This is a genomic window from Streptomyces sp. NRRL WC-3626, from assembly GCF_000718785.1.
Lineage (GTDB): Bacteria > Actinomycetota > Actinomycetes > Streptomycetales > Streptomycetaceae > Streptomyces > Streptomyces edwardsiae.
The window spans coordinates 178,588-202,779 of sequence record NZ_JOCA01000005.1; the positions used below are offsets into that span (position 1 = coordinate 178,588).

24 protein-coding genes and 5 tRNA genes are annotated in these 24,192 nt (G+C 71.0%); 19 read left to right on the forward strand and 10 right to left on the reverse strand.

Features of this window, described 5'->3' with window-relative positions:
• Positions 1 to 328 precede the first annotated feature (328 nt).
• From IF28_RS0109835 to IF28_RS0109850, 4 genes are all read right to left on the reverse strand, one after another.
• Complete coding sequence (locus tag IF28_RS0109835) at positions 329 to 919, reverse strand: GTP-binding protein (protein ID WP_030216564.1); 591 nt, start codon at positions 917 to 919, stop codon at positions 329 to 331.
• On the reverse strand, positions 900 to 1,295 hold the full coding sequence (locus tag IF28_RS0109840; RefSeq protein ID WP_004924977.1) for a DUF742 domain-containing protein: 396 nt from the start codon (positions 1,293 to 1,295) through the stop codon (positions 900 to 902). The genes IF28_RS0109835 and IF28_RS0109840 overlap by 20 nt, the downstream gene beginning before the upstream one ends.
• A gap of 111 nt (positions 1,296 to 1,406) precedes the next feature.
• A complete protein-coding gene (locus tag IF28_RS0109845; RefSeq protein ID WP_030216565.1) occupies positions 1,407 to 1,820 on the reverse strand; it encodes a roadblock/LC7 domain-containing protein in 414 nt (137 codons plus the stop codon).
• Between the two features lie 9 nt (positions 1,821 to 1,829).
• Positions 1,830 to 5,657, reverse strand: coding sequence for a nitrate- and nitrite sensing domain-containing protein (locus IF28_RS0109850; RefSeq protein ID WP_030216566.1), 3,828 nt, complete (start codon positions 5,655 to 5,657; stop codon positions 1,830 to 1,832).
• 604 nt (positions 5,658 to 6,261) lie between these two features.
• Here IF28_RS0109850 and IF28_RS39155 point away from each other — a divergent pair.
• The 9 genes from IF28_RS39155 to IF28_RS0109895 all read left to right on the forward strand — a co-directional run bounded on the left by IF28_RS39155 (position 6,262) and on the right by IF28_RS0109895 (position 10,276).
• A complete protein-coding gene (locus IF28_RS39155; RefSeq protein ID WP_158713670.1) occupies positions 6,262 to 6,450 on the forward strand; it encodes a hypothetical protein in 189 nt (62 codons plus the stop codon).
• Positions 6,451 to 6,601: 151 nt separating this feature from the next.
• A complete protein-coding gene (locus IF28_RS0109860) occupies positions 6,602 to 7,387 on the forward strand; it encodes a fumarylacetoacetate hydrolase family protein (protein WP_030216567.1) in 786 nt (261 codons plus the stop codon).
• Positions 7,380 to 8,864: a glutamate--tRNA ligase gene (gene gltX / locus IF28_RS0109865; RefSeq protein ID WP_030216568.1), complete on the forward strand. Its 1,485-nt coding sequence runs from the start codon at positions 7,380 to 7,382 to the stop codon at positions 8,862 to 8,864. The genes IF28_RS0109860 and gltX overlap by 8 nt, the downstream gene beginning before the upstream one ends.
• Before the next feature lie 78 nt (positions 8,865 to 8,942).
• On the forward strand, positions 8,943 to 9,674 hold the full coding sequence (locus IF28_RS0109870; RefSeq protein ID WP_030216569.1) for an HAD family hydrolase: 732 nt from the start codon (positions 8,943 to 8,945) through the stop codon (positions 9,672 to 9,674).
• 90 nt (positions 9,675 to 9,764) lie between these two features.
• Positions 9,765 to 9,836, forward strand: a tRNA-Gln gene (locus IF28_RS0109875).
• Between the two features lie 39 nt (positions 9,837 to 9,875).
• A tRNA-Glu gene (locus IF28_RS0109880) sits at positions 9,876 to 9,948 on the forward strand.
• Positions 9,949 to 10,010: 62 nt separating this feature from the next.
• A tRNA-Glu gene (locus IF28_RS0109885) sits at positions 10,011 to 10,083 on the forward strand.
• 21 nt (positions 10,084 to 10,104) lie between these two features.
• Positions 10,105 to 10,176, forward strand: a tRNA-Gln gene (locus IF28_RS0109890).
• A 27-nt stretch (positions 10,177 to 10,203) separates the two neighbouring features.
• Positions 10,204 to 10,276: transfer RNA gene (locus IF28_RS0109895), tRNA-Glu, on the forward strand.
• 126 nt (positions 10,277 to 10,402) lie between these two features.
• Here the strand turns inward: IF28_RS0109895 and ndgR are convergent.
• Positions 10,403 to 11,116 (reverse strand): IclR family transcriptional regulator NdgR, encoded by a 714-nt coding sequence (ndgR, locus tag IF28_RS0109900; RefSeq protein WP_030216570.1) that lies wholly within the window; start codon positions 11,114 to 11,116, stop codon positions 10,403 to 10,405.
• Between the two features lie 195 nt (positions 11,117 to 11,311).
• Between ndgR and leuC the strand changes: the two genes are divergently transcribed.
• From leuC to IF28_RS0109920, 4 genes are all read left to right on the forward strand, one after another.
• The gene (gene leuC, locus IF28_RS0109905) at positions 11,312 to 12,739 is read left to right on the forward strand and encodes a 3-isopropylmalate dehydratase large subunit (RefSeq protein WP_030216571.1); all 1,428 of its coding nucleotides are present in this window, start codon (positions 11,312 to 11,314) and stop codon (positions 12,737 to 12,739) included.
• Positions 12,740 to 12,745: 6 nt separating this feature from the next.
• Entirely contained in the window at positions 12,746 to 13,339 is a 594-nt protein-coding gene (gene leuD / locus IF28_RS0109910; protein ID WP_030216572.1) for a 3-isopropylmalate dehydratase small subunit, read from the forward strand.
• A 276-nt stretch (positions 13,340 to 13,615) separates the two neighbouring features.
• Complete coding sequence (locus IF28_RS0109915; protein ID WP_030216573.1) at positions 13,616 to 13,846, forward strand: hypothetical protein; 231 nt, start codon at positions 13,616 to 13,618, stop codon at positions 13,844 to 13,846.
• 136 nt (positions 13,847 to 13,982) lie between these two features.
• The gene (locus IF28_RS0109920) at positions 13,983 to 14,618 is read left to right on the forward strand and encodes an HU family DNA-binding protein (RefSeq protein ID WP_030216574.1); all 636 of its coding nucleotides are present in this window, start codon (positions 13,983 to 13,985) and stop codon (positions 14,616 to 14,618) included.
• 104 nt (positions 14,619 to 14,722) lie between these two features.
• Here IF28_RS0109920 and IF28_RS0109925 read toward each other — a convergent pair whose 3' ends face one another.
• A complete protein-coding gene (locus tag IF28_RS0109925; RefSeq protein WP_030216575.1) occupies positions 14,723 to 14,926 on the reverse strand; it encodes a hypothetical protein in 204 nt (67 codons plus the stop codon).
• A gap of 9 nt (positions 14,927 to 14,935) precedes the next feature.
• Positions 14,936 to 15,574, reverse strand: coding sequence for a 2-phospho-L-lactate guanylyltransferase (gene cofC, locus IF28_RS0109930; protein ID WP_030216576.1), 639 nt, complete (start codon positions 15,572 to 15,574; stop codon positions 14,936 to 14,938).
• Positions 15,575 to 15,748: 174 nt separating this feature from the next.
• On the opposite strand from cofC, the gene IF28_RS0109935 reads away from it, so the two are divergent.
• From IF28_RS0109935 to IF28_RS0109945, 3 genes are all read left to right on the forward strand, one after another.
• Positions 15,749 to 16,546, forward strand: coding sequence for a lysophospholipid acyltransferase family protein (locus IF28_RS0109935; RefSeq protein ID WP_030216578.1), 798 nt, complete (start codon positions 15,749 to 15,751; stop codon positions 16,544 to 16,546).
• Positions 16,543 to 17,553, forward strand: a complete 1,011-nt coding sequence (locus tag IF28_RS0109940; protein WP_030216579.1) for an NAD(P)H-dependent glycerol-3-phosphate dehydrogenase — start codon at positions 16,543 to 16,545, stop codon at positions 17,551 to 17,553. Before IF28_RS0109935 ends, IF28_RS0109940 begins: the two co-directional genes overlap by 4 nt.
• Positions 17,554 to 17,635: 82 nt before the next feature.
• Entirely contained in the window at positions 17,636 to 18,793 is a 1,158-nt protein-coding gene (locus IF28_RS0109945; protein ID WP_030216580.1) for a D-alanine--D-alanine ligase family protein, read from the forward strand.
• A gap of 13 nt (positions 18,794 to 18,806) precedes the next feature.
• Here the strand turns inward: IF28_RS0109945 and IF28_RS0109950 are convergent, their stop codons facing one another.
• Complete coding sequence (locus IF28_RS0109950) at positions 18,807 to 19,307, reverse strand: DUF3515 domain-containing protein (protein ID WP_030216581.1); 501 nt, start codon at positions 19,305 to 19,307, stop codon at positions 18,807 to 18,809.
• A 20-nt stretch (positions 19,308 to 19,327) separates the two neighbouring features.
• Complete coding sequence (locus IF28_RS0109955; protein WP_030216582.1) at positions 19,328 to 19,561, reverse strand: Lrp/AsnC family transcriptional regulator; 234 nt, start codon at positions 19,559 to 19,561, stop codon at positions 19,328 to 19,330.
• A gap of 206 nt (positions 19,562 to 19,767) precedes the next feature.
• Here IF28_RS0109955 and IF28_RS0109960 point away from each other — a divergent pair, with 206 nt between their 5' ends.
• Together IF28_RS0109960 and thiD are read left to right on the forward strand one after the other, a co-directional pair.
• A complete protein-coding gene (locus IF28_RS0109960) occupies positions 19,768 to 20,733 on the forward strand; it encodes a thiamine-phosphate kinase (protein WP_030216583.1) in 966 nt (321 codons plus the stop codon).
• Positions 20,730 to 21,518, forward strand: coding sequence for a bifunctional hydroxymethylpyrimidine kinase/phosphomethylpyrimidine kinase (gene thiD / locus IF28_RS0109965; RefSeq protein WP_030216584.1), 789 nt, complete (start codon positions 20,730 to 20,732; stop codon positions 21,516 to 21,518). Before IF28_RS0109960 ends, thiD begins: the two co-directional genes overlap by 4 nt.
• 476 nt (positions 21,519 to 21,994) lie before the next feature.
• Here the strand turns inward: thiD and rpmB are convergent, their stop codons facing one another.
• Positions 21,995 to 22,180, reverse strand: a complete 186-nt coding sequence (gene rpmB / locus IF28_RS0109970) for a 50S ribosomal protein L28 (protein WP_004924906.1) — start codon at positions 22,178 to 22,180, stop codon at positions 21,995 to 21,997.
• Between the two features lie 268 nt (positions 22,181 to 22,448).
• On the opposite strand from rpmB, the gene IF28_RS0109975 reads away from it, so the two are divergent.
• The gene (locus IF28_RS0109975) at positions 22,449 to 24,167 is read left to right on the forward strand and encodes a DAK2 domain-containing protein (protein WP_030216585.1); all 1,719 of its coding nucleotides are present in this window, start codon (positions 22,449 to 22,451) and stop codon (positions 24,165 to 24,167) included.
• The last annotated feature ends 25 nt before the right edge of the window (positions 24,168 to 24,192 follow it).

Genomic DNA, 24,192 nt, shown 5'->3' on the forward strand with positions numbered 1-24,192 from the left:
TCTCAGAGCCCGGTGCGCCATCGACAGTGGGGTACGTCTTTGACTAATGGGCAGTTCAGGCATTCCAGCATGCCGACCAGCGCTCTTCCAAACACTGGAAGGCGATGAATTCGAGTGATGTAAGTCCCAGATAAAACGGTCAAAAAGAGCGAGCGGCGGCAAAAGGCGAGCCGATCGTGCGCGCAGCGGTACTGCGCGACCGCATCGCGTGTCGACCTCCCCCGATTCCTCTGCCGAAACGTTATGAACACCAGGGCCGGCCGTGTCGAACGACACGGCCGGCTCCGGTATTTCTACGACAACTGCCGTATGCCGCTTATTGCTTGGCTTACCTGAGACGTGCCATCAAAGCATGTTCGACCAGGGTGATCAGCGCACTCTTCGCATCCGCGCGATGCCGGGCGTCGGTGGTGATGATCGGGGTGTCGGGCCCGATCTGCAACGCCTCGCGCACCTCCTCGGGCTGATAGGGCTGCTGGCCGTCGAAGCCGTTGAGGGCGACCACGAAGGGCAGCCCGCTGTTCTCGAAGTAGTCCACCGCCGGGAAGCAGTCCGCCAGCCGGCGGGTGTCCACCAGGACCACCGCGCCGATGGCGCCGCGCACCAGGTCGTCCCACATGAACCAGAAGCGGTCCTGGCCGGGAGTACCGAACAGGTACAGGATCAGGTCCTGGTCCAGCGTGATACGGCCGAAGTCCATGGCCACCGTGGTGGTGGTCTTGCCCCCGGTGTGGGTGAGGTCGTCGATGCCCGCGCTGGCGGAGGTCATCACGGCCTCGGTACGCAGCGGATTGATCTCCGAGACGGCGCCGACGAACGTGGTCTTGCCCACGCCGAAGCCGCCGGCCACCACGATCTTCGCGGATGTGGTGGCACGGTTTTCGGAGACCGCCCCGCCGCTAGAGCTTGCGAAGTCCACTGAGCACCCTTTCGAGCAGTGTCACATCGGGGGCGCCGGTCGTCTCGTCGCCGCCCGGCTGGTGCACGGCGACGAGACCCGCCTCCGCCAAGTCGGCCACCAGGATCCGGGCAACACCCAGTGGCATGTTGAGCAGCGCCGAGACCTCGGCGACCGACTTCACCTCACGGCACAGATGGCAGATGCGCTGGTGCTCCGGAAGGAGCCCCATGAGCGCGGCCGGGTCTGCCGTCGTACTGATCAGTGCCTCGATGGCCAGCTGATAACGCGGCCTGGTCCGGCCGCCGGTCATCGCGTACGGACGCACCAGCGGCTGGTCGCCCTCGTCCTCGTACGGCTCCGCGTACGGATCATGAGAGGCGGTGGGCGGGGTCATGGATCCTCCGGGCGGGACAGCAAGTCGGTCAGTCAAGCCGTCTGACGGGGCCGGTGGGGGGAATGTGGCGGCCGGACGGTGATTTGGTGAGACGGGTGGTGCCGGGGCCGATCAGTGGAGCAGACTTCCTTGTAGTTCGGCGCGAAGGTCCGGGGTGAGGACCGCGCCCGCTCGGTCGACCAGGAGCGCCATCTCGTAGCCGACGAGGCCGATGTCGCACTCGGGGTGCGCGAGAACGGCCAGGGACGAGCCGTCCGAGACGGACATGAGGAAAAGGAATCCCCGCTCCATCTCGACGACCGTCTGGGCCACGCTGCCGCCTTCGAAGATCCGTGAGGCGCCGGCCGTCAGGGAGGTCAGTCCCGAAGCGACGGCCGCGAGCTGATCCGCGCGATCACGCGGGAACCCCTCGGACAGGGCCAGCAGAAGACCGTCGGCGGACACGACGACGGTGTGGGACACCCCGGGGGTGTTGTCCACGAAGTTGGTGATCAACCAGTTGAGGTTCTGTGCCGCCTGGCTCATCGGGCTCAACTAACGCTCCTGCTGGTGAGTGGGGTTCGGGAAGCTGCCGGTCTGGGTGGTACCGGCCTGACGACCCTGTGCGATACCCCGACGGAGATTGGTCAGCCGGCCGCGCACGTCATCGGGGGCGCGCGAGACCTGAGGACCGCTCTGGTGCTGTTGCTGCTGAGCCGTACCCGGGACGAGGTTCGCCTTGGGCACCCGGCGCGGCAGGCCGGACGTGGTGACGCCGCCCGCGGCCGGCTGCCGGACGCGTTCGGCCTGCCGGACCAGCTCGTCGTTGGGCGAGCTGCGCCAGGTGGCCGCGGACCGCTGCGGGCCGGTGGGGCCCTGCGGCTGCTGCGGCTGCTGCTGGGGGTGCTGGGACTGCGGGGCCTGCTGGGGGGCCTGCTGGGGCTGCTGCGGCGCCGGGGCCGAGCCATTGCCCTGCTCCTGCCCGCCGCCACCGTGGAACCAGTTGGTCTCCAGCGTGTCGTACAGCGGCGTACGGCCGTCACCGGGACCGGACGCCGGGGGCAGCGCCCAGGCGTCGGACAGCGCGCGGTCGTCGTGCCGCGGCGCGGCACCGCCGTAGCCCTGCTGCGGCTCCTGGTGGACGGGCCGCTGCTGCGGGGCCGGCGGACGCGGGGCGCCCTGTCCGGCTCCGTGCGCGCCGTTCACCTGCGGACGCTCGAACTGGCCGGTGGCACCGTTGTCCTGGGCCGGCGTCTGGAACTGGCCGGTGGAGCCGTTGCCGTAGCCCTGCTGCGGGGCGGGGAACTGGCCCGTGCCCTGCGGGGCTTGGAACTGGCCCGGCCCGGCCGGGTTCTGCCCGCCCGGACGGCCCTGCGGGGCGCCGAAGATGTCGCCGCGGACGAACTGGCCCGTGTTCTGGGCACCGTTCGCACCGGGCGGAGCGTACTGGCCCGGGTTCTGGACGGCGTTGGCGCCCGGCTGGGCGTACTGGCCGGTGTTCTGCGGGGCGTCGGCACCGGGACCGCCGTAGGCGCCCGGGTTCTGGCGCTCGTCGAACCGGGGGATCTCCGCCGTCACACCGGGGCCCTGCCGGTCGTCGAACCGGGGCATGGCCGACGTCCGGGCGACGTCCGGCTCCTCGTGGCCGCGCGGGGCGTCCAGCGAGGCACGCGGCACCGGCGGCTGGGCGTTCTCGTCGCTCCAGCTGGGCCGCGGCTGCTGCTGGTCACCGCCGGGCAGCTCCGGACGCGCGCCACCGCGCGGCGGCAGCTGCGGACGACGGGAACGCTCGGGCTTGCCGCCCCCGCGCTGCGGGGGCACCTGGCCACGACCGCCGCCGAAGGCGTCCTGGTCCTGCTGCTGTCCGCCCGGACCCGAGGCCTGCATCCCCTGCGGGGCACCGGGCATCTGGCCACCGAAGCCGGCACCCGCGCCGGCCGGAGCCGGACGGCCCTGCGGAGCGCCGCCGGGAGCACCGCGGTCGAAGAGCGAAGGCGCGGCGTTGCCCGGCTGGCCCTGCGGCCCCCGGGCCCCGTCGGGCCGGCCCGCGCCGTCGCGCGGGGGCAGCGCGGCACGCGGACCCTGACCGGCGGCCAGCCGGCCACCGCCGGGAGCGCCGGCACCGAGAGCACCACCGGAGGGCTGCCCGGCACCTGCGGCGCGCCGTGCGGCCGCGGCACCCGCGGCGGCCTGCGCGGCGGCGGGGCCACCGCCGCCCGCACCCGGCTGACCGGGCTTGCCCTGGGGCTTCTTGCCGCCCTGGGCGACATCGACGGGCAGCATGACCAGCGCGGTCGTACCACCGGAGTCGGACGGGCGGAGCTGGATACGGATGCCGTGGCGCTGCGACAGACGGCCGACCACGAACAGACCCATGCGGCGGGAGACGGAGACGTCCACGGTGGGCGGCGAGGCGAGCCGCTCGTTGATCGCCGCCAGGTCCTCCGGCGACAGACCGATGCCGGTGTCGTGGATCTCGATCAGCACCCGGCCGTCGGGGAGCGCGTGACCGGTGACCTTCACCTTCGTCTGCGGCGAGGAGAACGATGTCGCGTTCTCCAGCAGCTCGGCGAGCAGGTGCACGAGGTCGTTGACCACACGGCCGGCCACTTCGGTGCTCGGCACCGACGCCAGTTCGATGCGCTCGTACTGCTCCACCTCGGACGCGGCGGCGCGGAGCACGTCGACCAGCGGGACCGGACGGGTCCACCGGCGGCCGGGCTCCTCACCCGCGAGGACGAGGAGGTTCTCACCGTTACGGCGCATACGCGTGGCGAGGTGGTCGAGCTTGAACAGCGAGGACAGCTGGTCCGGGTCGGCCTCGCGGGACTCCAGTTCGGAGATGAGCGAGAGCTGACGCTGGATGAGGCCCTGGGAGCGGCGCGAGAGGTTGGTGAACATCGCGTTGACGTTGCCCCGCAGCAGGGCCTGCTCGGCGGCGAGGCGGACCGCCTCGCGGTGCACGTCGTCGAAGGCCGCGGCCACCTTGCCGATCTCGTCCCGGGAGTGCACACCGACCGACTCCACGGACGTGTCGACGTCCTGGGGGTCGGACTCGGAGAGCTGCTTGACCAGCTCGGGCAGACGTTCCTGGGCGACCTTGGTGGCCGTGTCCTCCAGCCGGCGCAGCGAGCGGATCATGGAGCGGGCCACGACGAAGGCGCCGACGAGCGACACACCGAGGACGAGGAGGATCAGCACACCGGCGATGATCGCGTCGCGCTCGGTGGCGCTGCGCAGCTCACGGGCTTTCTGTTCCATGTCCTCGAGCAGCGTGAGCTCGATGTTCTTCATCTGCTGGATCTTGGTGCCGCTGTCGTCCAGCCAGTCACGGTAGGACCGCTCGCCCACCGAGGCGAGGCCGAACTCCGAGGCCAGGGCACGCCCGGCGTACTCGTCGGTGGCCTTGATCGTGCTGTTGCCGTCCTCGATCGGCTGCAGCAGCGCGGTGGCGTCGACGTCGCCGTAGATGCTCTTGAAGCTGCGGAGCTCGGACTTCTGGCTCGCCAGGGCCGACTCGGCGTACAGCCGGTCGTTCTCGGCGAGTTCGCCCTTGGTGGTGTTGCTGGCGGGCAGCGCCGCGGCGAGGACCGCGCGCTGGATCGACGCGTACTCCTTGGCGGCGGAGAAGGACGCCAGCGCACGCGTGCGCTGGATCATGTCCGGGTTGCTGGTCGCCTCCGCCATGTCCTGCGAGAGGTCGATCAGGTTCACGATCAGACGGTGGTAGCCGTCGACGGTCTGGCTGGAGTTCCGCTCCGACGCGAAGGCCGTGTTGCGGATCTTCTCGAGCTCGCCGAGGTCGCCGGCGAGCTGCACCAGGTTGTCGCGGACGCCCTTGAGGTTGCCGTCCTTACTGGCCTCGTCGATCTCTTCGGAGCTGTCGATGAAGACGTTGCGTGCGCGGTCGGTCTTGTCGCGGAAACCCTTGACCGAGAAGTCGGTGGCCTTGCCGCCGTGCGCCAGCGGGCCGGCCGACTGGTCGCGCTCCTCCTGGAGCGCGTGGGCCAGTTCGGTGGCCTGCTTGGTCATGTCGGTGAGCAGCTTCATGTTGTCGAGCTGCTGGATGTCGTCCATCGACTGGCTGATACGCAGTCCACCCAGCGAGGTGGCCGCGACCACCGGCAGGGCGAGCAGCGACACCAGACGGGTCGAGATCCGCCAGTTCCGCAGGGCTATGCGCGACCCCGGACCGGACGGCCCCGCCTTGGGGGCAGCCGGCTCGGCGTTCGGCGCGCCGGCGCCCTCACCGCCGTTCCCGGCCGCGGTCGGGCCCTGGCCCTGGGCGTGCTGGGGCGAGGAGCTGACGGCCTTGGGGCCAGTCCCGCCCTGCGGCTCCGGCTCCGCCGAAGCGCTGCCATCCCTCTTGAAACGTCCCTGCACTAGCGTCGCAACCTCTGAACCAGGCACCCCTCCGCGTGAACGGCGAGGCACGGTGTCGGCGTCATAGGGGCGCCCTGAAAACGTCCCCGTGGTGGTCGTGAGTGACCGGCGCTGGTTCCCCCTTCTCAACCGCCGCTCGGCGCGTCTGTGCGCCCCCTGTGCGCCGGCTCGATCCAGCGGCGGTCCGTGGAATTCCAGCACAGTGCAGGATCTCCAACAAGGCCCGAGGCCCTACCCGTGAGATACGTGACACCGCGTGAGTGGCGAGTCACCGGGGGTAGAAAGTGATCTCGTCAATAAGGGACGTATGACCGCGAACCGGAGGGGCGGCCCCCGTGTCCCAGTCGCCATGATCAGGAGCGGAATAAGGGCTTCAGGGGGTTGATGTCCGATTTCTCCACCCCGGAACCCGGCCCGTTAAGGCCGATTTATCCCGCGACTCGTGAGGAAACTCACACCCGATCAAGCCCTTCGGCCGAGGTCGCCGGGGAATCACATGTTTAGCCTGGCGCTTTACAGGGATGGCAAAACCGACAACCCGCGCCCTTGTGGGGGTCCTTGACCCCCTTTGGGCGCCCCTTCACAGAACAGGGTCACGTAAACAGTGAAGACGACGACGATGTTCCACAAGATCGCGAACCCCCGGCGCACCACGCTGGCGCACCTCGAAGGCGCCGACGGGCCGCAGACGCCGGTCCAGCTGGAGCACACCGTCGAACTCCCGGCCCAGACTGCCAACCCCAAGCGCACCGTCCTGATGGAGATCCCGGTCGCGGCCACCGCCGCGAAGTGACACCGGTCCATACGCGCACCGGCCGCGAAACACTCAAGGGGCGTCCCCACGGCAACGGGGACGCCCCTTGTGCTTGCGCGGGACGCGCCGGGTGGTCGCGTTAGCCTGGGGCGTCAGACGTCAGCCGCTCGTTCAAGGGGACAAGCATCCCGTGCGCATCGCCAGATTCTCCATCGACGGGAACGTCGCCTTCGGCGCGGTCGAGGGCGAGAAGCAGGACGAACTCGTCCTGGACATCATCAAGGGCATCCCGTTCGCGGACTTCGAGCTCTCCGGCACCAAGGTCCCGGTGAGCAAGGTCAGGCTGCTGCCCCCGGTGCTCCCCAGCAAGGTGATCGCCTTCGGCCGCAACTACGCCGAACACGCCAGGGAGCTCGGCAACGAGGTGCCCGACGCCCCGTTCGCCTTCTTCAAGCCCTCCACCTCGGTGATCGGCCCCGGCGACGAGATCCAGTACCCCTCCTTCTCCCAGGAGGTGCACCACGAGGCCGAGCTGGCCGTGGTGATCGGCCGGATGTGCCGCGAGGTCCCGCGCGCCCGCGTCAAGGACGTGATCTTCGGCTACACCTGCGCCAACGACATCACCGCGCGCGACGTCCAGAAGCGCGAGAAGCAGTGGGCCAGGGCCAAGGGCTTCGACACCTCCTGCCCGCTCGGCCCCTGGGTGGAGACGGACATCGACCTCGCCGCCGCCGGCGACCTGACCGTCCAGCTCACGGTCAACGGCGCCCAGCGCCAGCTCGGCCGCACCAGCGAGATGATCCACCCCATCGAGGACCTGATCGTCAACATCTCCGAGGCCATGACCCTGCTCCCGGGCGACGTCATCCTCACGGGCACCCCGGCTGGGGTCGGCCCCCTCAACGTCGGCGACGAGGTCGCCGTCACCATCGAAGGCATCGGCACTCTCACCAACAAGGTTGTCAAGCGTGGCTAGCGCATCCGGCACTCCCGTACGCGTCCGTTTCTGCCCGTCGCCCACCGGTAACCCCCATGTGGGCCTGGTCCGCACCGCCCTGTTCAACTGGGCGTTCGCCAAGCACCACGGCGGCACCCTGGTCTTCCGTATCGAGGACACCGACGCGGCCCGCGACTCCGAGGAGTCGTACGACCAGCTGCTGGACTCGATGCGCTGGCTCGGCTTCGACTGGGACGAGGGCCCCGAGATCGGCGGCCCGCACGCGCCGTACCGCCAGTCGCAGCGCATGGACCTCTACAAGGACGTCGCCGCCAAGCTCCTCGACGCCGGCCACGCCTACCGCTGCTACTGCTCCCAGGAGGAGCTGGACAGCCGCCGAGAGGCCGCCCGCGCCGCCGGCAAGCCCTCCGGCTACGACGGCCACTGCCGCGAGCTCACCGACGCCCAGGTCACGGAGTACGAGGCCCAGGGCCGTGAGCCGATCGTCCGCTTCCGGATGCCCGACGAGACGATCACCTTCACCGACCTGGTCCGCGGCGAGATCACCTACCTCCCGGAGAACGTCCCGGACTACGGCATCGTCCGCGCCAACGGCGCCCCGCTGTACACGCTGGTCAACCCGGTCGACGACGCCCTGATGGAGATCACCCACGTCCTTCGCGGCGAGGACCTGCTCTCCTCCACCCCGCGCCAGATCGCCCTCTACAAGGCGCTCACCGAGCTGGGCGTCGCCAAGGGGACCCCCGCCTTCGGCCACCTGCCGTACGTGATGGGCGAGGGCAACAAGAAGCTCTCCAAGCGCGACCCGCAGTCCTCGCTCAACCTCTACCGCGAGCGCGGCTTCCTCCCCGAGGGCCTGCTCAACTACCTCTCCCTGCTGGGCTGGTCGCTCTCCGCCGACCAGGACGTCTTCGGCATCGACGAGATGGTCGCCGCCTTCGACGTCACCGACGTCCAGCCCAACCCGGCCCGCTTCGACCTCAAGAAGTGCGAGGCGATCAACGGCGACCACATCCGCATGCTCGACGTGAAGGACTTCACCGAGCGCTGCGCGCCCTGGCTCAAGGCGCCCTTCGCGCCCTGGGCCCCGGAGGCCTTCGACGAGGCCAAGTGGGCGGCCATCGCGCCGCACGCGCAGACCCGCCTGAAGGTGCTGTCGGAGATCACGGACAACGTCGACTTCCTGTTCCTGCCGGAGCCGGTCCTCGACGAGGCGTCCTGGGCCAAGGCCATGAAGGAGGGCAGCGACGCCCTGCTCCGCACGGCCCGCGAGAAGCTGGACGCGGCGGACTGGACCTCCCCCGAGTCCCTCAAGGAGGCCGTCCTGGCCGCCGGCGAGGCCCACGGCCTCAAGCTCGGCAAGGCCCAGGCCCCGGTCCGCGTGGCCGTCACAGGCCGCACGGTCGGCCTCCCGCTCTTCGAGTCCCTGGAGGTCCTGGGCAAGGAGAAGACCCTGGGCCGGATCGACGCGGCCCTGACGAGGCTCGCCGCGTAGCCTCTCGTACGCCTGAGGGGGCGGCGCCCGGAACCATCCGGACGCCGCCCCCTCACGTTCCCCGGTACGGTCGGTCCCATGGACATCCGAGCAGTTGTCTGGGACGTTGACGACACCCTCTTCGACTACACCACCGCCGACCGCGAGGGCATGCGCGCGCATCTCGTGGCCGAGGGGCTGCTCGCGGGGTACGGCTCCGTGGAGGAGGCGCTGGAGCGGTGGCGGGAGGTGACGCGGGAGCAGTGGGCGCGGTTCGCCGCGCGGGAGGTCGACTTCGAGACGCAGCGGCGCGACCGCACCCGGGTCTTCCTGCGGCGTGAGATGACCGACACCGAGGCCGACGACTGGTTCCTGCGGTACGTCACGTACTACGAGTCCGCCTGGAGCCTCTTCCCGGACGTACTGCCCGTCCTCGACGCCCTCGCCGCCAGCCACCGCCACGCCGTGCTCTCCAACTCCAGCCTCCACGTCCAGGACCGCAAACTGCGCGTCCTCGGCGTCCACGACCGCTTCGAGACCATCCTGTGCGCCGCCGAACTGGGCGTCTCCAAGCCGGAGGCCGGTGCCTTCCTCGCCGCCTGCGACGCACTGGCGCTGCCCCCGGACCAGGTGGCGTACGTGGGTGACCACCCGGAGATCGACGGGCGGGGCGCCGCCGACGCCGGACTGCTGTCGGTGTGGATCGACCGCGGCGGTGACCACGCGACCGTCGTGCCGCCCGAAGGGCCGCGCCGTATCGCCTCCCTCGACGAACTCCCCGCGCTGCTCGCCGCCGATACTCGTTTTGGAGCCCCGTCCACCTTCGGGTAATGTTCTTCCTGCGCCGCGGGGAGCGGGCCGGAAGGCCGGAACCCCAGGCGTCGAACTAGAACAAGAACCCTTCAGGGGCTTGCGTTCCAGTGGCCTATGGTGTAATTGGCAGCACGACTGATTCTGGTTCAGTTAGTCTTGGTTCGAGTCCAGGTAGGCCAGCTCGCAGAGCTCATCTGCACCGCGGATCTCATCCGCAAAGCCCCCGTTGTGTAGCGGCCTAGCACGCCGCCCTCTCAAGGCGGTAGCGCCGGTTCGAATCCGGTCGGGGGTACAGATCCTTCCCGCGGGGACAGCAAGGGTAGCTCCCACTGTCCTCGATGCAGGATCGCTAGGGCCCCCGTTGTGTAGCGGCCTAGCACGCCGCCCTCTCAAGGCGGTAGCGCCGGTTCGAATCCGGTCGGGGGTACTGTCTGGTCTAAACCATCATTGGTCTATGGTGTAATTGGCAGCACGACTGATTCTGGTTCAGTTAGTCTTGGTTCGAGTCCAGGTAGACCAGCAGGATCCGCGGCAACGCGTGATCCACGCCCCCGTTGTGTAGCGGCCTAGCACGCCGCCCTCTCAAGGCGGTAGCGCCGGTTCGAATCCGGTCGGGGGTACACGGTGAAAGCCCTCCACTTCGGTGGAGGGCTTTCGGCGTTTCCGGGGCGGCGTCCGGAGACAGCGGAAGAGCCCGCCGCGGCGTTGAGGCGGGCCCTTTCCCCTGAAACGGGGCGGAAAGGTGGTCAGGAGCGGCGCAGCGCCTCGGAAAGGCGGGCGGCGGCGTCGATGACGGCCTGCGCGTGCATCCGGCCCGGATGACGGGTCAGCCGCTCGATGGGTCCGGAGACGGATACGGCGGCCACCACACGGTTCGACGGGCCGCGCACCGGCGCGGAGACGGACGCCACGCCCGGCTCCCGCTCGCCGATCGACTGGGCCCAGCCCCGGCGCCGTACGCCCGACAGGGCCGTCGCCGTGAACCGGGCGCCCTGCAGGCCCCGGTGCAGCCGCTCCGGCTCCTCCCAGGCCATCAGGATCTGCGCCGAGGAGCCGGCCTTCATCGTGAGCGTGGAACCCACCGGCACCGTGTCCCTGAGGCCCGAAAGCCGCTCGGCCGCGGCGACACAGATACGCATGTCGCCCTGGCGGCGGTAGAGCTGGGCGCTCTCACCCGTCACATCGCGCACATGCGTGAGCACCGGTCCCGCCGTGGCGAGCAGCCGGTCCTCGCCCGCCGCGGCCGCCAGTTCGGCCAGCCGCGGGCCGAGAATGAAACGGCCCTGCATGTCGCGCGCCACCATACGGTGGTGTTCCAGTGCCACGGCCAGACGGTGGGCCGTGGGTCGTGCCAGTCCGGTGGCACCGACCAGACCCGCGAGGGTGGCCGGACCGGACTCCAGAGCGCTCAGGACGAGGGCCGCCTTGTCCAGAACGCCGACGCCGCTACTGTTGTCCATGCAACGATACTTGCGTCTCACTCTGTGAAACGCAAGTTCAATTTTCCGTGGAACACGCCACTCTGGAAGCACGGAAGCAAAGGGGCCCCGTGGACCACCGGGCCATGGCGGCGGACGCCCGGAATCAGGGGCGCGGGCGCTGTCTCCCCAGAGAACTAGTTGGGCCGGCGCACCATGCCGGCCGGAGGGAAAGCGATGGGTAGGACACTCGCGGAGAAGGTCTGGGACGACCATGTCGTCCGGCGCGCCGAGGGCGAGCCCGACCTCCTCTTCATCGATCTGCACCTGCTGCACGAGGTGACCAGCCCGCAGGCCTTCGACGGCCTCCGCAAGAACGGCCGCCGGGTGCGCCGTCTCGACCTCACCATCGCCACCGAGGACCACAACACCCCCACCCTCGACATCGACAAGCCCATCGCCGACCCGGTCTCCCGGGTCCAGCTGGAGACACTGCGGGCGAACTGCGCGGAGTTCGGCGTCCGGCTGCACCCGCTGGGCGACGTCGAGCAGGGCGTCGTCCACGTCGTCGGCCCGCAGCTGGGGCTCACCCAGCCCGGTATGACCGTCGTCTGCGGCGACTCCCACACCTCCACGCACGGCGCCTTCGGCGGACTCGCGTTCGGCATCGGCACCTCCCAGGTCGAGCACGTACTGGCCACCCAGACGCTGCCGATGGCCCGCCCCAAGACCATGGCGATCACCGTCGAGGGCGAACTGCCCGACGGCGTCACGGCCAAGGACCTGATCCTCGCGATCATCGCGAGGATCGGCACCGGCGGCGGCCAGGGCTACGTCCTGGAATACCGCGGCGAGGCCATCGAGAAGCTCTCGATGGAGGCCCGGATGACCATCTGCAACATGTCGATCGAGGCCGGCGCCCGCGCGGGCATGATCGCCCCCGACGAGACGACCTTCGCCTACCTCGAGGGCCGGCCGCACGCCCCCCAGGGCGAGGACTGGGACGCGGCCGTCGCCTACTGGAAGACGCTCAGGTCCGACGAGGACGCCGAGTTCGACGCCGAGGTGGTCATCGAGGCCGCCGAACTGTCGCCGTTCGTCACCTGGGGCACCAACCCCGGCCAGGGCGCCCCGCTTTCGTCGTCCGTCCCCGACCCCGCCTCGTACGAGGACGCCTCGGAGCGGCTCGCCGCCGAAAAGGCCCTGGAGTACATGGGCTTGGAGGCCGGTCAGACGCTGCGCTCCATCGGTGTGGACACCGTCTTCGTAGGGTCCTGCACCAACGGCCGCATCGAGGACCTGCGCGCCGCCGCGGACATCATCAAGGGCCGCAAAGTCGCCGACGGCGTACGGATGCTGGTCGTCCCCGGCTCCGCGCGGGTGGGTCTGCAGGCCGTCTCCGAGGGCCTGGACGTGGTCTTCAAGGAGGCGGGCGCCGAGTGGCGGCACGCGGGCTGCTCGATGTGCCTGGGCATGAACCCCGACCAGCTCGCCCCCGGTGAGCGCTCCGCCTCCACCTCCAACCGCAACTTCGAGGGCCGGCAGGGCAAGGGCGGCCGTACCCACCTGGTGTCCCCGCAGGTCGCCGCCGCCACCGCGGTCCTCGGTCACCTGGCCTCCCCGGCCGACCTCGCCGCCGACGACCGCACGCCCGCTGGAGTCTGATCAGCCATGGAAGCATTCACCACCCACACCGGCCGGGCCGTCCCGCTGCGCCGCGGCAACGTCGACACGGACCAGATCATCCCCGCCCACTGGCTCAAGAAGGTGACCCGCGACGGGTTCGAGGACGGGCTCTTCGAGGCCTGGCGCAGGGACGCGTCCTTCATCCTCAACCAGCCCGAGCGGCAGGGCGCGACCGTACTGGTCGCCGGCCCCGACTTCGGCACCGGCTCCTCCCGTGAGCACGCCGTCTGGGCGCTGCAGAACTACGGCTTCCGGACCGTGATCTCCTCCCGCTTCGCCGACATCTTCCGCGGCAACTCGCTGAAGAACGGCCTGCTGACGGTCGTCCTCGACCAGCAGACCGTCGACGCGCTGTGGGCCCTCACCGAAGCCGACCCCGCCACGGAGATCACCGTCGACCTCGAGGCCCGCGAAGTGCGTGCCGAGGGCATCACCGCCTCCTTCGAGCTCGACGAGAACTCCCGCTGGCGGCTGCTGAACGGGCTCGACGACATCTCCATCACCCTGCGGAACGAGGCGGACATCGCCGCGTACGAGGCGAAGCGCCCCTCGTTCAAGCCGAGGACGCTCACCGCCTGACCCCGCCGCGGCCGAAGTCCTCGCCGGAGGGCGACTTTCGGCCACCGCGACGTCCCTCCCGTACCCCCGATCACCCCGATCGGGGGTACGCGCACGTCTGCACCCGTTCGGCCCCGCGCGCCGTCTTGGGACTACCCAACTTGCCACGTTAGGAAGGTGGTTGCCGGGGTACACGTGTCACGTGCCCGTGATCGACGCGTGTGCCCCGACGGCCGTCCGGGGCGGCAGTTGCCCCCTGCGCAGGCGACAACTCGCCCCAGATGGCACAATCTGTGCATGGAACACGACGGCCAACTCCAGCTCTATGCGGCGGTCGCGGTCCAGCTCAAAGAAGCGCACGCAAAAGTGCGCTCACTGCAAGTCCCGGAGGGCGTACGGATGGCGCTGACCCGGAAGCTGCTGGTCATTACGGCCGCGGCCAAACATGATCTCGCCGGTACGGCAAGGCGTCTGGAGCGGTTCACCGAGGACCTCGACGAGGGTCGAATGCCCGAAGAGGAACGCTGAACCGGTCGGGACAGCCGAGTCCGTTGCGGCACAAGGGTGATTAGCCCGTTTCGTGTTTGATTTGCGGTATATATCTGCCTAACGTGCGAAAAAGCTTGAACACATTCGTTCTGGCGATGTCTCCGAAGGGGAAGACGTGAACAAGGCGCAGCTCGTAGAAGCGATTGCCGACAAGGTGGGCGGCCGCCAGCAGGCCGCCGAAGCCGTCGACCACGTACTGGACGCCATCGTCCGCGCGGTCGTCGCGGGGGAGCGGGTCTCGGTCACCGGCTTCGGTTCGTTCGAGAAGGTCGACCGCCCGGCCCGCTACGCCCGTAACCCCCAGACGGGCGAGCGGGTTCGCGTCAAGAAGACCTCCGTGCCGCGCTTCCGTGCAGGCCAGGGCTTCAAGGACCTGGTGAGCGGTTCGAAGAAGCTGCCCCGCGGTGGCGAGGTCTCGGTCAAGAAGGCGCCCAAGGGCAGCCTGACCGGCGGCGCTTCGGCCACGGTGAAGAAGGCCGCCGCGAAGAAGACGACGGCGAAGAAGGCCGCCACCAGGACGGCCGCGAAGAAGACCACGGCCAAGAAGGCCACCACCAAGACGGCCGCGGCGAAGAAGACCACGGCCAAGAAGGCGCCCGCCAAGACGACGACGACGGCGAAGACCGCCGCCGCGAAGAAGACGGCCGCCAAGAAGGCCCCCGCGAAGAAGGCGACGGCCAAGAAGGCGCCCGCGAAGAAGTCCACCGCGCGCAAGACCACCGCCAAGAAGACCACCGCACGCAAGAAGTAGGCCTCCGAGGGGTACTCACGCACCGGGCCGGACTCCCTCGGGAGTCCGGCCCGCGGTGTGTTCCGGATCGGACGCCGGCGTCCGGGCGCCCGGAAGGTGCGCGCTCAGAAGGTCTGGAGGGTCACCAGCGTGATCCGCAGGGCCGTGCCCTCGCCCTCGGTCTCCACGCGCACCCGCTGACCGGGCCGCAACAGCCTGAGGCCGCCCGCGTCGAACGCCGGGGCGTCGAAGGGCACCGGGGTGCCGTCGTCCAGCAGCACCTGACCGCTGCGGCTGTCGGCGTCGTAGGTGTACGCGGTGGCGTGCATACCGGCAGCCTACTGCTCGGTGATGAGCAACCGCGCGGCGACGGCGGCCGTGCGGGGACCCGTGCCCAGTGCCAGCGCCGCCCGCAGATCGGCGCCGGTGTCCACGTCCTGCCGTACCGAATCCACGTCGTCGAGGCACAGTTCGACCGCTCCGGACGCGCGGTGCCGGGCCCGCGAATCGGGGCCGAACAACGGGCGCAATTCCAGCCCCCGGCCCGCGGTCAGCAAAGTCGTGCCGAATCCGGCGGCATCGGCGAGAAAAGCGCGCGGGAATTCCGCGGCCCCCTCGAGAACCCGGGCCAGTTCCGCCGGGCGGAGCGCCGGCAGATCGGCGTTGAGGGCCGCCACCCGCGCCGCGGGCCGGGAGGCGCCCGCCACCGTCGCGCCGTGGGTGAGCGCCGCGTTCAGACCGTCACGCGGCTCGTCCGGGACGATCCGGGCGCCCAGCGCGGCCAGCTCGCGCGCGGCCAGGGCGTCGTCCGTGACGACCACCACACCCCGTACCGCCGGGCACTCCAGCGCGGCCGCCACCGTGTCCTGGGCGAAGGCGAGCGCGAGGCCGGGGCGCAGACCGTCGTCCGCGGTGTCCGAGAGCCTGCTCTTGGCGCGGGCCAGCGGCTTCAGGGGTACCACCAAGGTCCACTGCACGAGTGTTACGTCCCTCTCTTGTCGCGCTCATTGTCACCCGGAGCCCCGGGTGCCGCGGGTGCCGGGGCGTACGGTGTTCTCGACAGACCGGCGGCCCGGGGCGACACTTGTGCGGCCCGCCCGGCCTCCGGGTCCGGGCCCGGGGCCTGACATTCGTAAGAGGAAGGTGTACTCGTGCCGCGCCGCAGAATCGGCTTCTGGTACCGCTTCGCCGCGGTTCTCTGCAAACCACCGCTGGTGGTTCTGCTCAAGCGGGACTGGCGCGGAATGGAGAACATTCCGGCTGAGGGCGGCTTTATCACCGCGGTGAACCACAATTCGCACATCGACCCCTTCGCCTACGCGCACTTTCAGTACAACACCGGACGCGTCCCGCGATTCCTGGCGAAGAGCGGTCTTTTCAACAAGGGATTCATCGGCGCCGCGATGCGCGGCACCGGACAGATCCCCGTCTACCGCGAGAGCACCGACGCGCTCAGCGCCTTCCGGGCCGCGATCGACGCCGTGGAGCGCGGCGAATGCGTCGCCTTCTACCCCGAGGGCACCCTCACCCGTGACCCCGACGGCTGGCCCATGACCGCCAAGACCGGTGCCGCGCGCGTCGCCCTGCAGACCAGGTGCCCCGTGATCCCGGTCGCCCAGTGGGGCGCCAACGAACTGCTGCCCCCGTACGCGAAGAAGCCCAGCCTGCTGCCGCGCAAGACGCACCGCGTGCTGGCCGGGGAGCCGGTGGACCTCGACCGGTTCTACGACCGTGAGATGACCCCGGAACTGCTCAAGCAGGCGACGGAGGCCATCATGGCGGCCGTCACCCGCCACCTGGAGGAGATCCGCGGCGAGAAGGCGCCCCAGACGCCCTACGACCCGCGCCGCGAACGGATCGAGCAGGGCCGCAGGACGCACACACAGAAGCGGGAGGAGCGGGTGCGGGGCACCAGGCCCACCGCGCGGGAAGAGGGGCTGGGCACGTGAGCGAGCCGGTCAAGGCGGCCGTCTTCGGCACCGGATCGTGGGGGACGGCCTTCGGCATGGTCCTCGCCGACGCGGGCTGCGACGTCGTGCTGTGGGGGCGGCGCCCCGAACTCGCCGAGGCGGTCAACTCCACCCGCACCAACCCCGACTACCTGCCCGGGATCGAACTCCCCGGGAACGTGCGGGCCACCACGGACGCCGCCGAGGCCGCGCGCGGCGCCGACTTCACCGTCCTCGCGGTCCCCTCGCAGACCCTGCGCGCCAACCTCGCCGACTGGACGCCGCTGCTCGCGCCGAACACGGTCCTGGTGTCGCTGATGAAGGGCGTCGAACTCGGCTCCGCGATGCGGATGAGCGAGGTGATCGACGACGTCGCCAAGGTCGGCCCCGAGCGCGTCGCCGTCGTCACCGGGCCCAACCTGGCCCGGGAGATCGCCGCCCGGATGCCGGCCGCCGCCGTGGTCGCCTGCACCGACGAGGACGTCGCCCGGCGGCTCCAGACCGCCTGCCACACCCGGTACTTCCGGCCGTACACCAACACCGACGTCATCGGCTGCGAACTGGGCGGCGCGGTGAAGAACGTGATCGGGCTGGCGGTCGGCATCGCCGACGGCATGGGGCTCGGGGACAACGCCAAGGGCTCGCTCATCACCCGCGGTCTCGCCGAGACCACCCGGCTCGGGGTCGCGCTCGGCGCCGACCCGCTGACCTTCTCCGGGCTCGCGGGCCTGGGCGACCTGGTGGCCACCTGCTCCTCCCCGCTGTCGCGCAACCACACCTTCGGCACCAACCTCGGCAAGGGCCTGACCCTCGAGGAGACCATCGCGGTCACCAGGCAGACCGCCGAGGGCGTCAAGTCCTGCGAGTCGGTGCTCGATCTGGCCCGCCGGCACGGCGTCGACATGCCGCTCACCGGGACGGTCGTCTCCATCGTGCACGAGGGCAAGCCCCCGATGGTCGCCGTCAAGGAGCTGATGTCGCGCAGCGCGAAGCCCGAACGACGCTGAGCGACGCCCCCCGCCGTTCGGCCCACCGGCGGCGTTTCGGGCGCTGTGTCCGGGCCCCGGGGGCAGGTACCCTCATCGCGATATGAGCACCGAGAACCTCCCCCAGAGCCCCGAGCAGCCGCCCCGCAAGCCGCGTGTGGCCGTCGTGTTCGGCGGGCGCAGCTCCGAACACGGGATCTCCGTGGTCACCGCCGGCGCCGTCCTCAAGGCCATCGACCGGACCGCGTACGATGTCCTGCCGATCGGCATCACCCGGGACGGCCGCTGGGCGCTCACCGCCGACGAACCGGAACGCATGGCGATCAGCGACCGCCGTACGCCCAGCGTCGAGGAGCTCGCCGAGTCGACGGAGGGCGGTGTGGTGCTCCCCGTCGACCCGGCCGACCGTGAAGTCGTCTACAGCGAGCCGGGTTCGGTGCCCAAGGCGCTCGGCGAGGTCGACGTGGTCTTCCCGGTGCTGCACGGCCCCTACGGCGAGGACGGCACCCTCCAGGGCCTCCTGGAGCTCTCCGGCGTCCCCTACGTGGGCTCGGGCGTGCTCGCCTCGGCCGTCGGCCAGGACAAGGAGTACATGAAGCGGGTGTTCACCTCCTTCGGGCTCAAGGTCGGCCCGTACCTGGTGATCCGGCCGCGCGAGTGGCAGCACGACGAGTCCGCGGCCCGCGCAAGGATCGTCGAGTTCGCCGGCGAGCACGGCTGGCCGCTGTTCGTGAAGCCCGCCCGCGCGGGTTCGTCGATCGGCATCACCAAGGTCGACGACCTGTCCGGCCTGGACGAGGCCATCGCCGAGGCCCAGCGCCACGACCCGAAGATCCTCGTCGAGGCGGCGCTGCGCGGCCGCGAGATCGAGTGCGGCGTGCTGGAGTTCGAGGACGGCCCGCGCGCGTCGCTGCCGGCCGAGATCCCGCCGCCGGACACGCACGCGTACTACGACTTCGAGGCCAAGTACATCGACTCCACGCCCGGCCTGGTGCCCGCGCCGCTCACCGACGCGGAGACGGCCGAGGTGCGGCGGCTCGCGGTGGAGGCGTTCGACGCGGCCTCCTGCGAAGGGCTGGTGCGCGCGGACTTCTTCCTCACCGAGGACGGCGAGTTCGTGATCAACGAGATCAACACCATGCCCGGCTTCACGCCCATCTCGATGTACCCGCAGATGTGGCAGGCCACCGGCGTGAGCTACCCGGAGCTGGTCGACCTGCTGGTGCGGGCGGCGCTGCGCCGCCCGACCGGCCTGCGCTGAGCCCGCGCGCGCATCAGAAGGCGATCCCCTCGGGGATCGCCTTCCTGACGGCCGGGGCGAGATCGATCAGCACACCCGTGCTGTCCCGTCCGCCGGTCACCCGGACCTCGACGTACGCCTCGCGGTTGGCGGTCGTGAAGCGGTACGCGTCGTCGCCCTGCCGCTCCATCAGCCAGTCGACCCCCTCGACCCCGCCCGGTACGGCGTCGGCGTCCTGCCCGTTGGCCACCTTGGGGTCGGCCATCTTGGGCGGCCGCTCGACTCCGCACCGCAGTATGATCGCCACGCCGCCCCAGCCCGCGGTCAGTTCGGACGCGGGTTCGGGATCGTCGCGACTCTCACCGTCCACCTTCGCCGGCAGGGCCTTGTCCAGGTTCTGGCACAGCTGGGTGACCTTCGCGTCCGGGCTGGGAACCGCCGCGGACGCGCTGTCGTCTGCTGAGGAGCAGCCCGCGGCGGTGATCAGCACCGCGAGTGCGGAGAGGACGGCGTGCCGGTGACGGAAGGAGTTCACCGGCACAGGGTAGACGGGGGCTACAGATGGACGACCGGGCAGGTCAGGGTGCGGGTGATGCCGTCCACTTGCTGGACTCTGGCGACCACCATGCGGCCCAGTTCGTCGACGGTGTCGGCCTGGGCGCGCACGATCACGTCGTACGGTCCGGTCACGTCCTCGGCCTGGATCACTCCAGGGATCTTGCCGATCAGATCGGCGACGGTCGACGCTTTGCCGACCTCCGTCTGGATCAGGATGTAAGCCTGTACCACGGAACCTCCAGGGCGGCCACGAGGATCATGTGGGGAAAAGGAACGCCACGGTATCGCGTCGCCGCTCCTCGCGGGGAGACCTGCGGGAACCGGGCCTTGCGCGCCGGGGTACAGACAGGGGAGAAGTTGACGGTCACCTCGACCGTAGCGAGGACTCGGACCGCTCGCGACCGGGCACGGACAGGGATAGAAGGGTCGAAAGGGAAATGAAGGGCACTGTTGGTGAGCTCGGCGAGTTCGGGCTCATCAGGGAGCTCACCTCCCGCCTCACCACCACCCCGGCGGTCCGGGTCGGCCCCGGCGACGACGCCGCCGTGGTCTCCGCGCCCGACCGCAGGGTCGTGGCCAGCACCGACATCCTGCTGGAGGGCCGGCACTTCCGCCGCGACTGGTCCACGGCCTACGACGTCGGCCGAAAGGCCGCCGCACAGAACCTCGCCGACATCGCCGCCATGGGCGCCGTGCCGACCGCCCTGCTGCTCGGCCTCGTCGTCCCGGCGGAACTGCCGGTGACCTGGCCCAGCGAGCTGATGGACGGCCTGCGCGACGAATGCCAGGTGGCCGGCGCGGCGGTCGTCGGCGGCGATGTCGTACGCGGCGACACGATCATGGTGTCGATCACCGCGCTCGGTGATCTGCGCAACCAGGAGCCCGTGACCCGGGGCGGGGCCCAGCCCGGCGACCTCGTCGCGGTCACCGGCTGGCTGGGCTGGTCCGCGGCCGGGCACGCGGTGCTCTCCCGCGGTTTCCGCTCACCGCGCGCCTTCGTCGAGGCGCACCGGCGCCCCGAACCGCCGTACCACGCGGGCCCGGCCGCCGCCGGTCTGGGCGCGACCGCGATGTGCGACGTGAGCGACGGGCTGATCGCCGACCTCGGGCACATCGCCGAGGCCAGCAAGGTCCGCATCGACGTGCGCTCCGGCGCGATCGACATCCCCTCGCAGATGAACGACATCGGTCAGGCCGTCGGCGTCGACCCCATGCAGTGGGTGCTGACCGGGGGAGAGGACCACGCGATCGTGGCGACCTTCCCGCCGGACGTGAAGCTGCCCGCCCGCTGGAAGGTGATCGGCGAGGTGCTCAACCCGTCGGCGCTGCCCCAGGTGACGGTGGACGGGGCGCCCTGGACGACCCAGGGCGGCTGGGACCACTTCGGGGACATCGAGTCATGAGCGCGCCGCCCCGGGTGCTCACCGTGGCCGGCTCCGACTCGGGCGGCGGGGCCGGCGTCCAGGCCGATCTGAAGACGATGCTGGCGCTCGGGGTGCACGGCATGAGCGTGCTCACCGCGGTGACCGCGCAGAACTCGCTCGGCGTGCAGGGCGCCTGGGAACTGCCCGCGGAGGCGGTCCGGGCCCAGTACCGCAGTGTCGTCGACGACATCGGTGTGCAGGCGGTCAAGACCGGCATGCTGTCCTCCGCCGAACTCGTCGAGACGGTCGCCGACTTGATCACCGGCACGGACGTGCCGGTGGTGGTGGATCCGGTGGGGGTCTCCAAGCACGGTGACCCGCTGCTGGCGGCCTCCGCGCTGGACTCCGTACGGACCAGGCTGCTGCCGGCGGCGACGGTCGCCACCCCGAACCTGGACGAGGTGGCGCAACTCACGTCCGTCCACGTCGACTCGGAAGCCGGTATGCGCCGGGCGGCGGAGGCGATCCTGGCGTTCGGCCCGCGCTGGGCGCTGATCAAGGGCGGTCATCTGCCCGGCGACGCGGTGGACCTGCTGACCGACGGCTCCTCGGAGCACTGGCTTCGGGCCCCGAGGCACGACAACCGCCACACCCACGGCACGGGCTGCACCCTGGCCTCGGCGATCGCGTCGGAACTGGCGAAGGGCCGTACGGTCCCGGAGGCGGTGGCAGCGGCGAAGGCCTACGTCACCGGCGCGATCGCCTCGGGCTTCGCCCTGGGCAGGGGCCTGGGCCCGGTGGACCACGCCTGGAACCTCCGGTAACGGGGGGGCCGCCGGGTGCGGCCCGGTGGGGGCCGGTCGCGCAGTTCCCCGCGCCCCTCGGGGAGCTGCCACAGCGGCCCCCCGAGCCCACCCCCGCCCTCCGCGGGCGCCTAGGCTCCCGCGGGCCCGCGGCCGCCCTCGACCCTCCGCTCCCGCCCTCGCCCCCCGCTCCCGCGGGCCCACCCCCGCCCTCTGCGGGCGCCTCGGCTCTCGCGGGCTCGCGGCCGCTCCCCATCCCCGCTCCCGCGGGCAGTCGTGCCGCTGGGGCGGCACGGGTGGGCGCGACGGCACCCCGCAAGCGCCGGGCCGCGCGAACGCCTCCCGGCTCGCGCCCCCACCGGGCGGTGCGAACAACCCGTCTCACAGATGCGCGGCTGCGCGAACGCCCCCGCTCACCCCAAAGCAAAAAGCCGGCCCACCCGAGGTGGACCGGCTATTGCGGCGAAACCGACGTGGCCACGCGCTCAGCGAAAGCGTCAGCGCGAGACCTTGCCGGCCTTGATGCACGAGGTGCAGGCGTTCACGCGCTTCGGCGTCCCGCCGACCACGGTACGCACGCGCTGGATGTTCGGGTTCCAGCGACGGGGCGTACGGCGGTGCGAGTGCGAGATGTTGTTGCCGAAGCCCGGCCCCTTGCCGCAGACGTCGCAGTTGGCAGCCACGGGTCACTCCAAAGACTTCAGATGCACTTACGGTTGATCCCGACATGCCGGGATCGAATTCCGGACTCCGAGGAGCCCTGATGGAATCTGAGTGGCGGTGCCGGGGGAGAGGCCCGATCGGATCGGGCAACCGGAGCAGCATACAACGGCTGCTCCCGTAGAACGAAACTACCACGGTGGCCCGGGCCCCCGCCCCCGGCCCTCTTCCGGCGGACGGCGTCCCACGGTCTACGCTGCCTGCCACGGCCGGCAGCTCAGGGAGGCGCAGGTGGCGCAGGTGCCGCAGACATTCTTCGATGCTCTCGCGGTGCGTTCCTGGTGCGGTCTCGCGCTCGATGCGCTGGGGCGCTCCCGCGAGGAGATCGACGCGATCAACGTCTATCCGGTGGCGGACGGCGACACCGGCACGAACCTCTATCTGACCCTCGAGTCGGCGACCGCGGCGGTGGAGGCGGTGTTCGACGGACACCGGGCCGGCGGGGACCGGGAGCCGGCGCTGGCCGACGCCGTACGGGCCATGGCCCACGGCGCGCTGATCGGCGCGCGCGGGAACTCCGGGACGATCCTGGCGCAGCTGCTGCGCGGCATGGCCCAGGTGCTGGCCGGCGACGAGGCCCCGGCGCACGCCGACGGCGAGGGCCTGCGGAACGCGCTGCGGCACGCGGCCGACTCCGCGCGCCACGCGGTCGCGCACCCCGTCGAGGGCACGGTCCTGACCGTCGCCTCGGCCGCCGCCGACGCGGCCGGCGCGGCGGAGGGCGACTGCGGGGCGGTGGCGCGGGCCGCCTACGACGGAGCCCGCGCGGCGCTCGCCGAGACCCCGGCCCGGCTGGCCGTCCTGCGGCGCGCCGGGGTGGTGGACGCGGGCGGCAGGGGGCTGGTCGCGGTGCTCGCGGCGCTGGTGGAGACGTTCACGGGCGAGGCGCCGCGGGGCCTGCCGGCCGTCGGCGGCCCGTGGACCGGCTCCGTACGCACCACCGGTCCCGTGCCGCACGCGGGCGTGGAGCGGGCCGAGGGCCTCGGCGAGTGCGCGGACGGCGGCGCCCCGCACGGGGCCGGCGGACCCGCCTTCGAGGTGATCTACCTCCTGGAGGCCGACGACGACGCCGTCGCACGGCTGCGGGACCGGCTCGACGCGCTGGGCGACTCGCTCGTGGTCGTCGGCGGCGACGGCCTGTGGAACGTCCATGTGCACGCCGACGACGCGGGCGCCGCCGTGGAGGCCGGGGTCGAGGCGGGACGGCCGTACCGGATCCGGATCACCCACTTCGGCGCGGAGGACGTCCACACCACCGGAGCCGAACCGGCCGCGCGCGGGGAACGCGCACAGCGGGCCGTCGTGGCCGTGGTGCCCGGCGAGGGCCTGGCGGGGCTCTACACCGAGGCGGGAGCGACCACCGTGCTCGCCCGTCCCGGGGAACCGCCCGCCAGCGGAGAACTCGTCCAGGCGGTACGGCGTGCGCACGCGCGGGAGGTCGTCCTGCTGCCCAACGACGCCGATCTGCGCCACACCGCCGCCGCTGCCGCCGAGCAGGTGCGGGCCGAGGGGATCAGGGTGGCCCTCATCCCGACCCGCTCCGCCGTCCAGGGCATAGCCGCCCTCGCGGTGCACGAGCCGGAACGCCGCTTCGACGAGGACGTGGTGTCGATGACGTCGGCGGCCGGAGCGACCCGCTACGCCGAGGTCGCCGTCGCCGAGCGGCAGTCCTGGACCATGGCGGGCATCTGCCAGGCCGGGGACGTCCTCGGCCTCGTCGACGGGGACGTGGCCGTGATCGGGCAGGACGTCACGGCGATCGCCGAGGCCGTCCTGGACCGCATGCTCGCGGCCGGCGGCGAACTGGTCACCCTCGTCCTCGGCGACGACGCCCCCGAAGCCGTCGCCGCCCACCTGGAGACCCGTGTCCGCGAGGGCTACCTCGCCGTCGACACGGTGGTGTACCACGGCGGCAGACAGGGAGCCCTGCTGCTCATCGGGGTGGAGTGACGCCCGTTGTCAGTGGTGTGGTGTC

What these genes read in the sequence shown, in the direction of transcription:
- IF28_RS0109840 (WP_004924977.1), bottom strand. Translation starts at nt 1,295, where the DNA reads ATGACCCCGCCCACCGCCTCTCATGATCCGTACGCGGAGCCGTACGAG.
- leuD (WP_030216572.1), top strand. Translation starts at nt 12,746, where the DNA reads ATGGAAGCATTCACCACCCACACCGGCCGGGCCGTCCCGCTGCGCCGC.
- IF28_RS0109845 (WP_030216565.1), bottom strand. Translation starts at nt 1,820, where the DNA reads ATGAGCCAGGCGGCACAGAACCTCAACTGGTTGATCACCAACTTCGTG.
- ndgR (WP_030216570.1), bottom strand. Translation starts at nt 11,116, where the DNA reads ATGGACAACAGTAGCGGCGTCGGCGTTCTGGACAAGGCGGCCCTCGTC.
- IF28_RS0109960 (WP_030216583.1), top strand. Translation starts at nt 19,768, where the DNA reads ATGAAGGGCACTGTTGGTGAGCTCGGCGAGTTCGGGCTCATCAGGGAG.
- thiD (WP_030216584.1), top strand. Translation starts at nt 20,730, where the DNA reads ATGAGCGCGCCGCCCCGGGTGCTCACCGTGGCCGGCTCCGACTCGGGC.
- IF28_RS0109915 (WP_030216573.1), top strand. Translation starts at nt 13,616, where the DNA reads ATGGAACACGACGGCCAACTCCAGCTCTATGCGGCGGTCGCGGTCCAG.
- leuC (WP_030216571.1), top strand. Translation starts at nt 11,312, where the DNA reads ATGGGTAGGACACTCGCGGAGAAGGTCTGGGACGACCATGTCGTCCGG.
- IF28_RS0109870 (WP_030216569.1), top strand. Translation starts at nt 8,943, where the DNA reads ATGGACATCCGAGCAGTTGTCTGGGACGTTGACGACACCCTCTTCGAC.
- IF28_RS0109925 (WP_030216575.1), bottom strand. Translation starts at nt 14,926, where the DNA reads ATGCACGCCACCGCGTACACCTACGACGCCGACAGCCGCAGCGGTCAG.
- IF28_RS0109945 (WP_030216580.1), top strand. Translation starts at nt 17,636, where the DNA reads ATGAGCACCGAGAACCTCCCCCAGAGCCCCGAGCAGCCGCCCCGCAAG.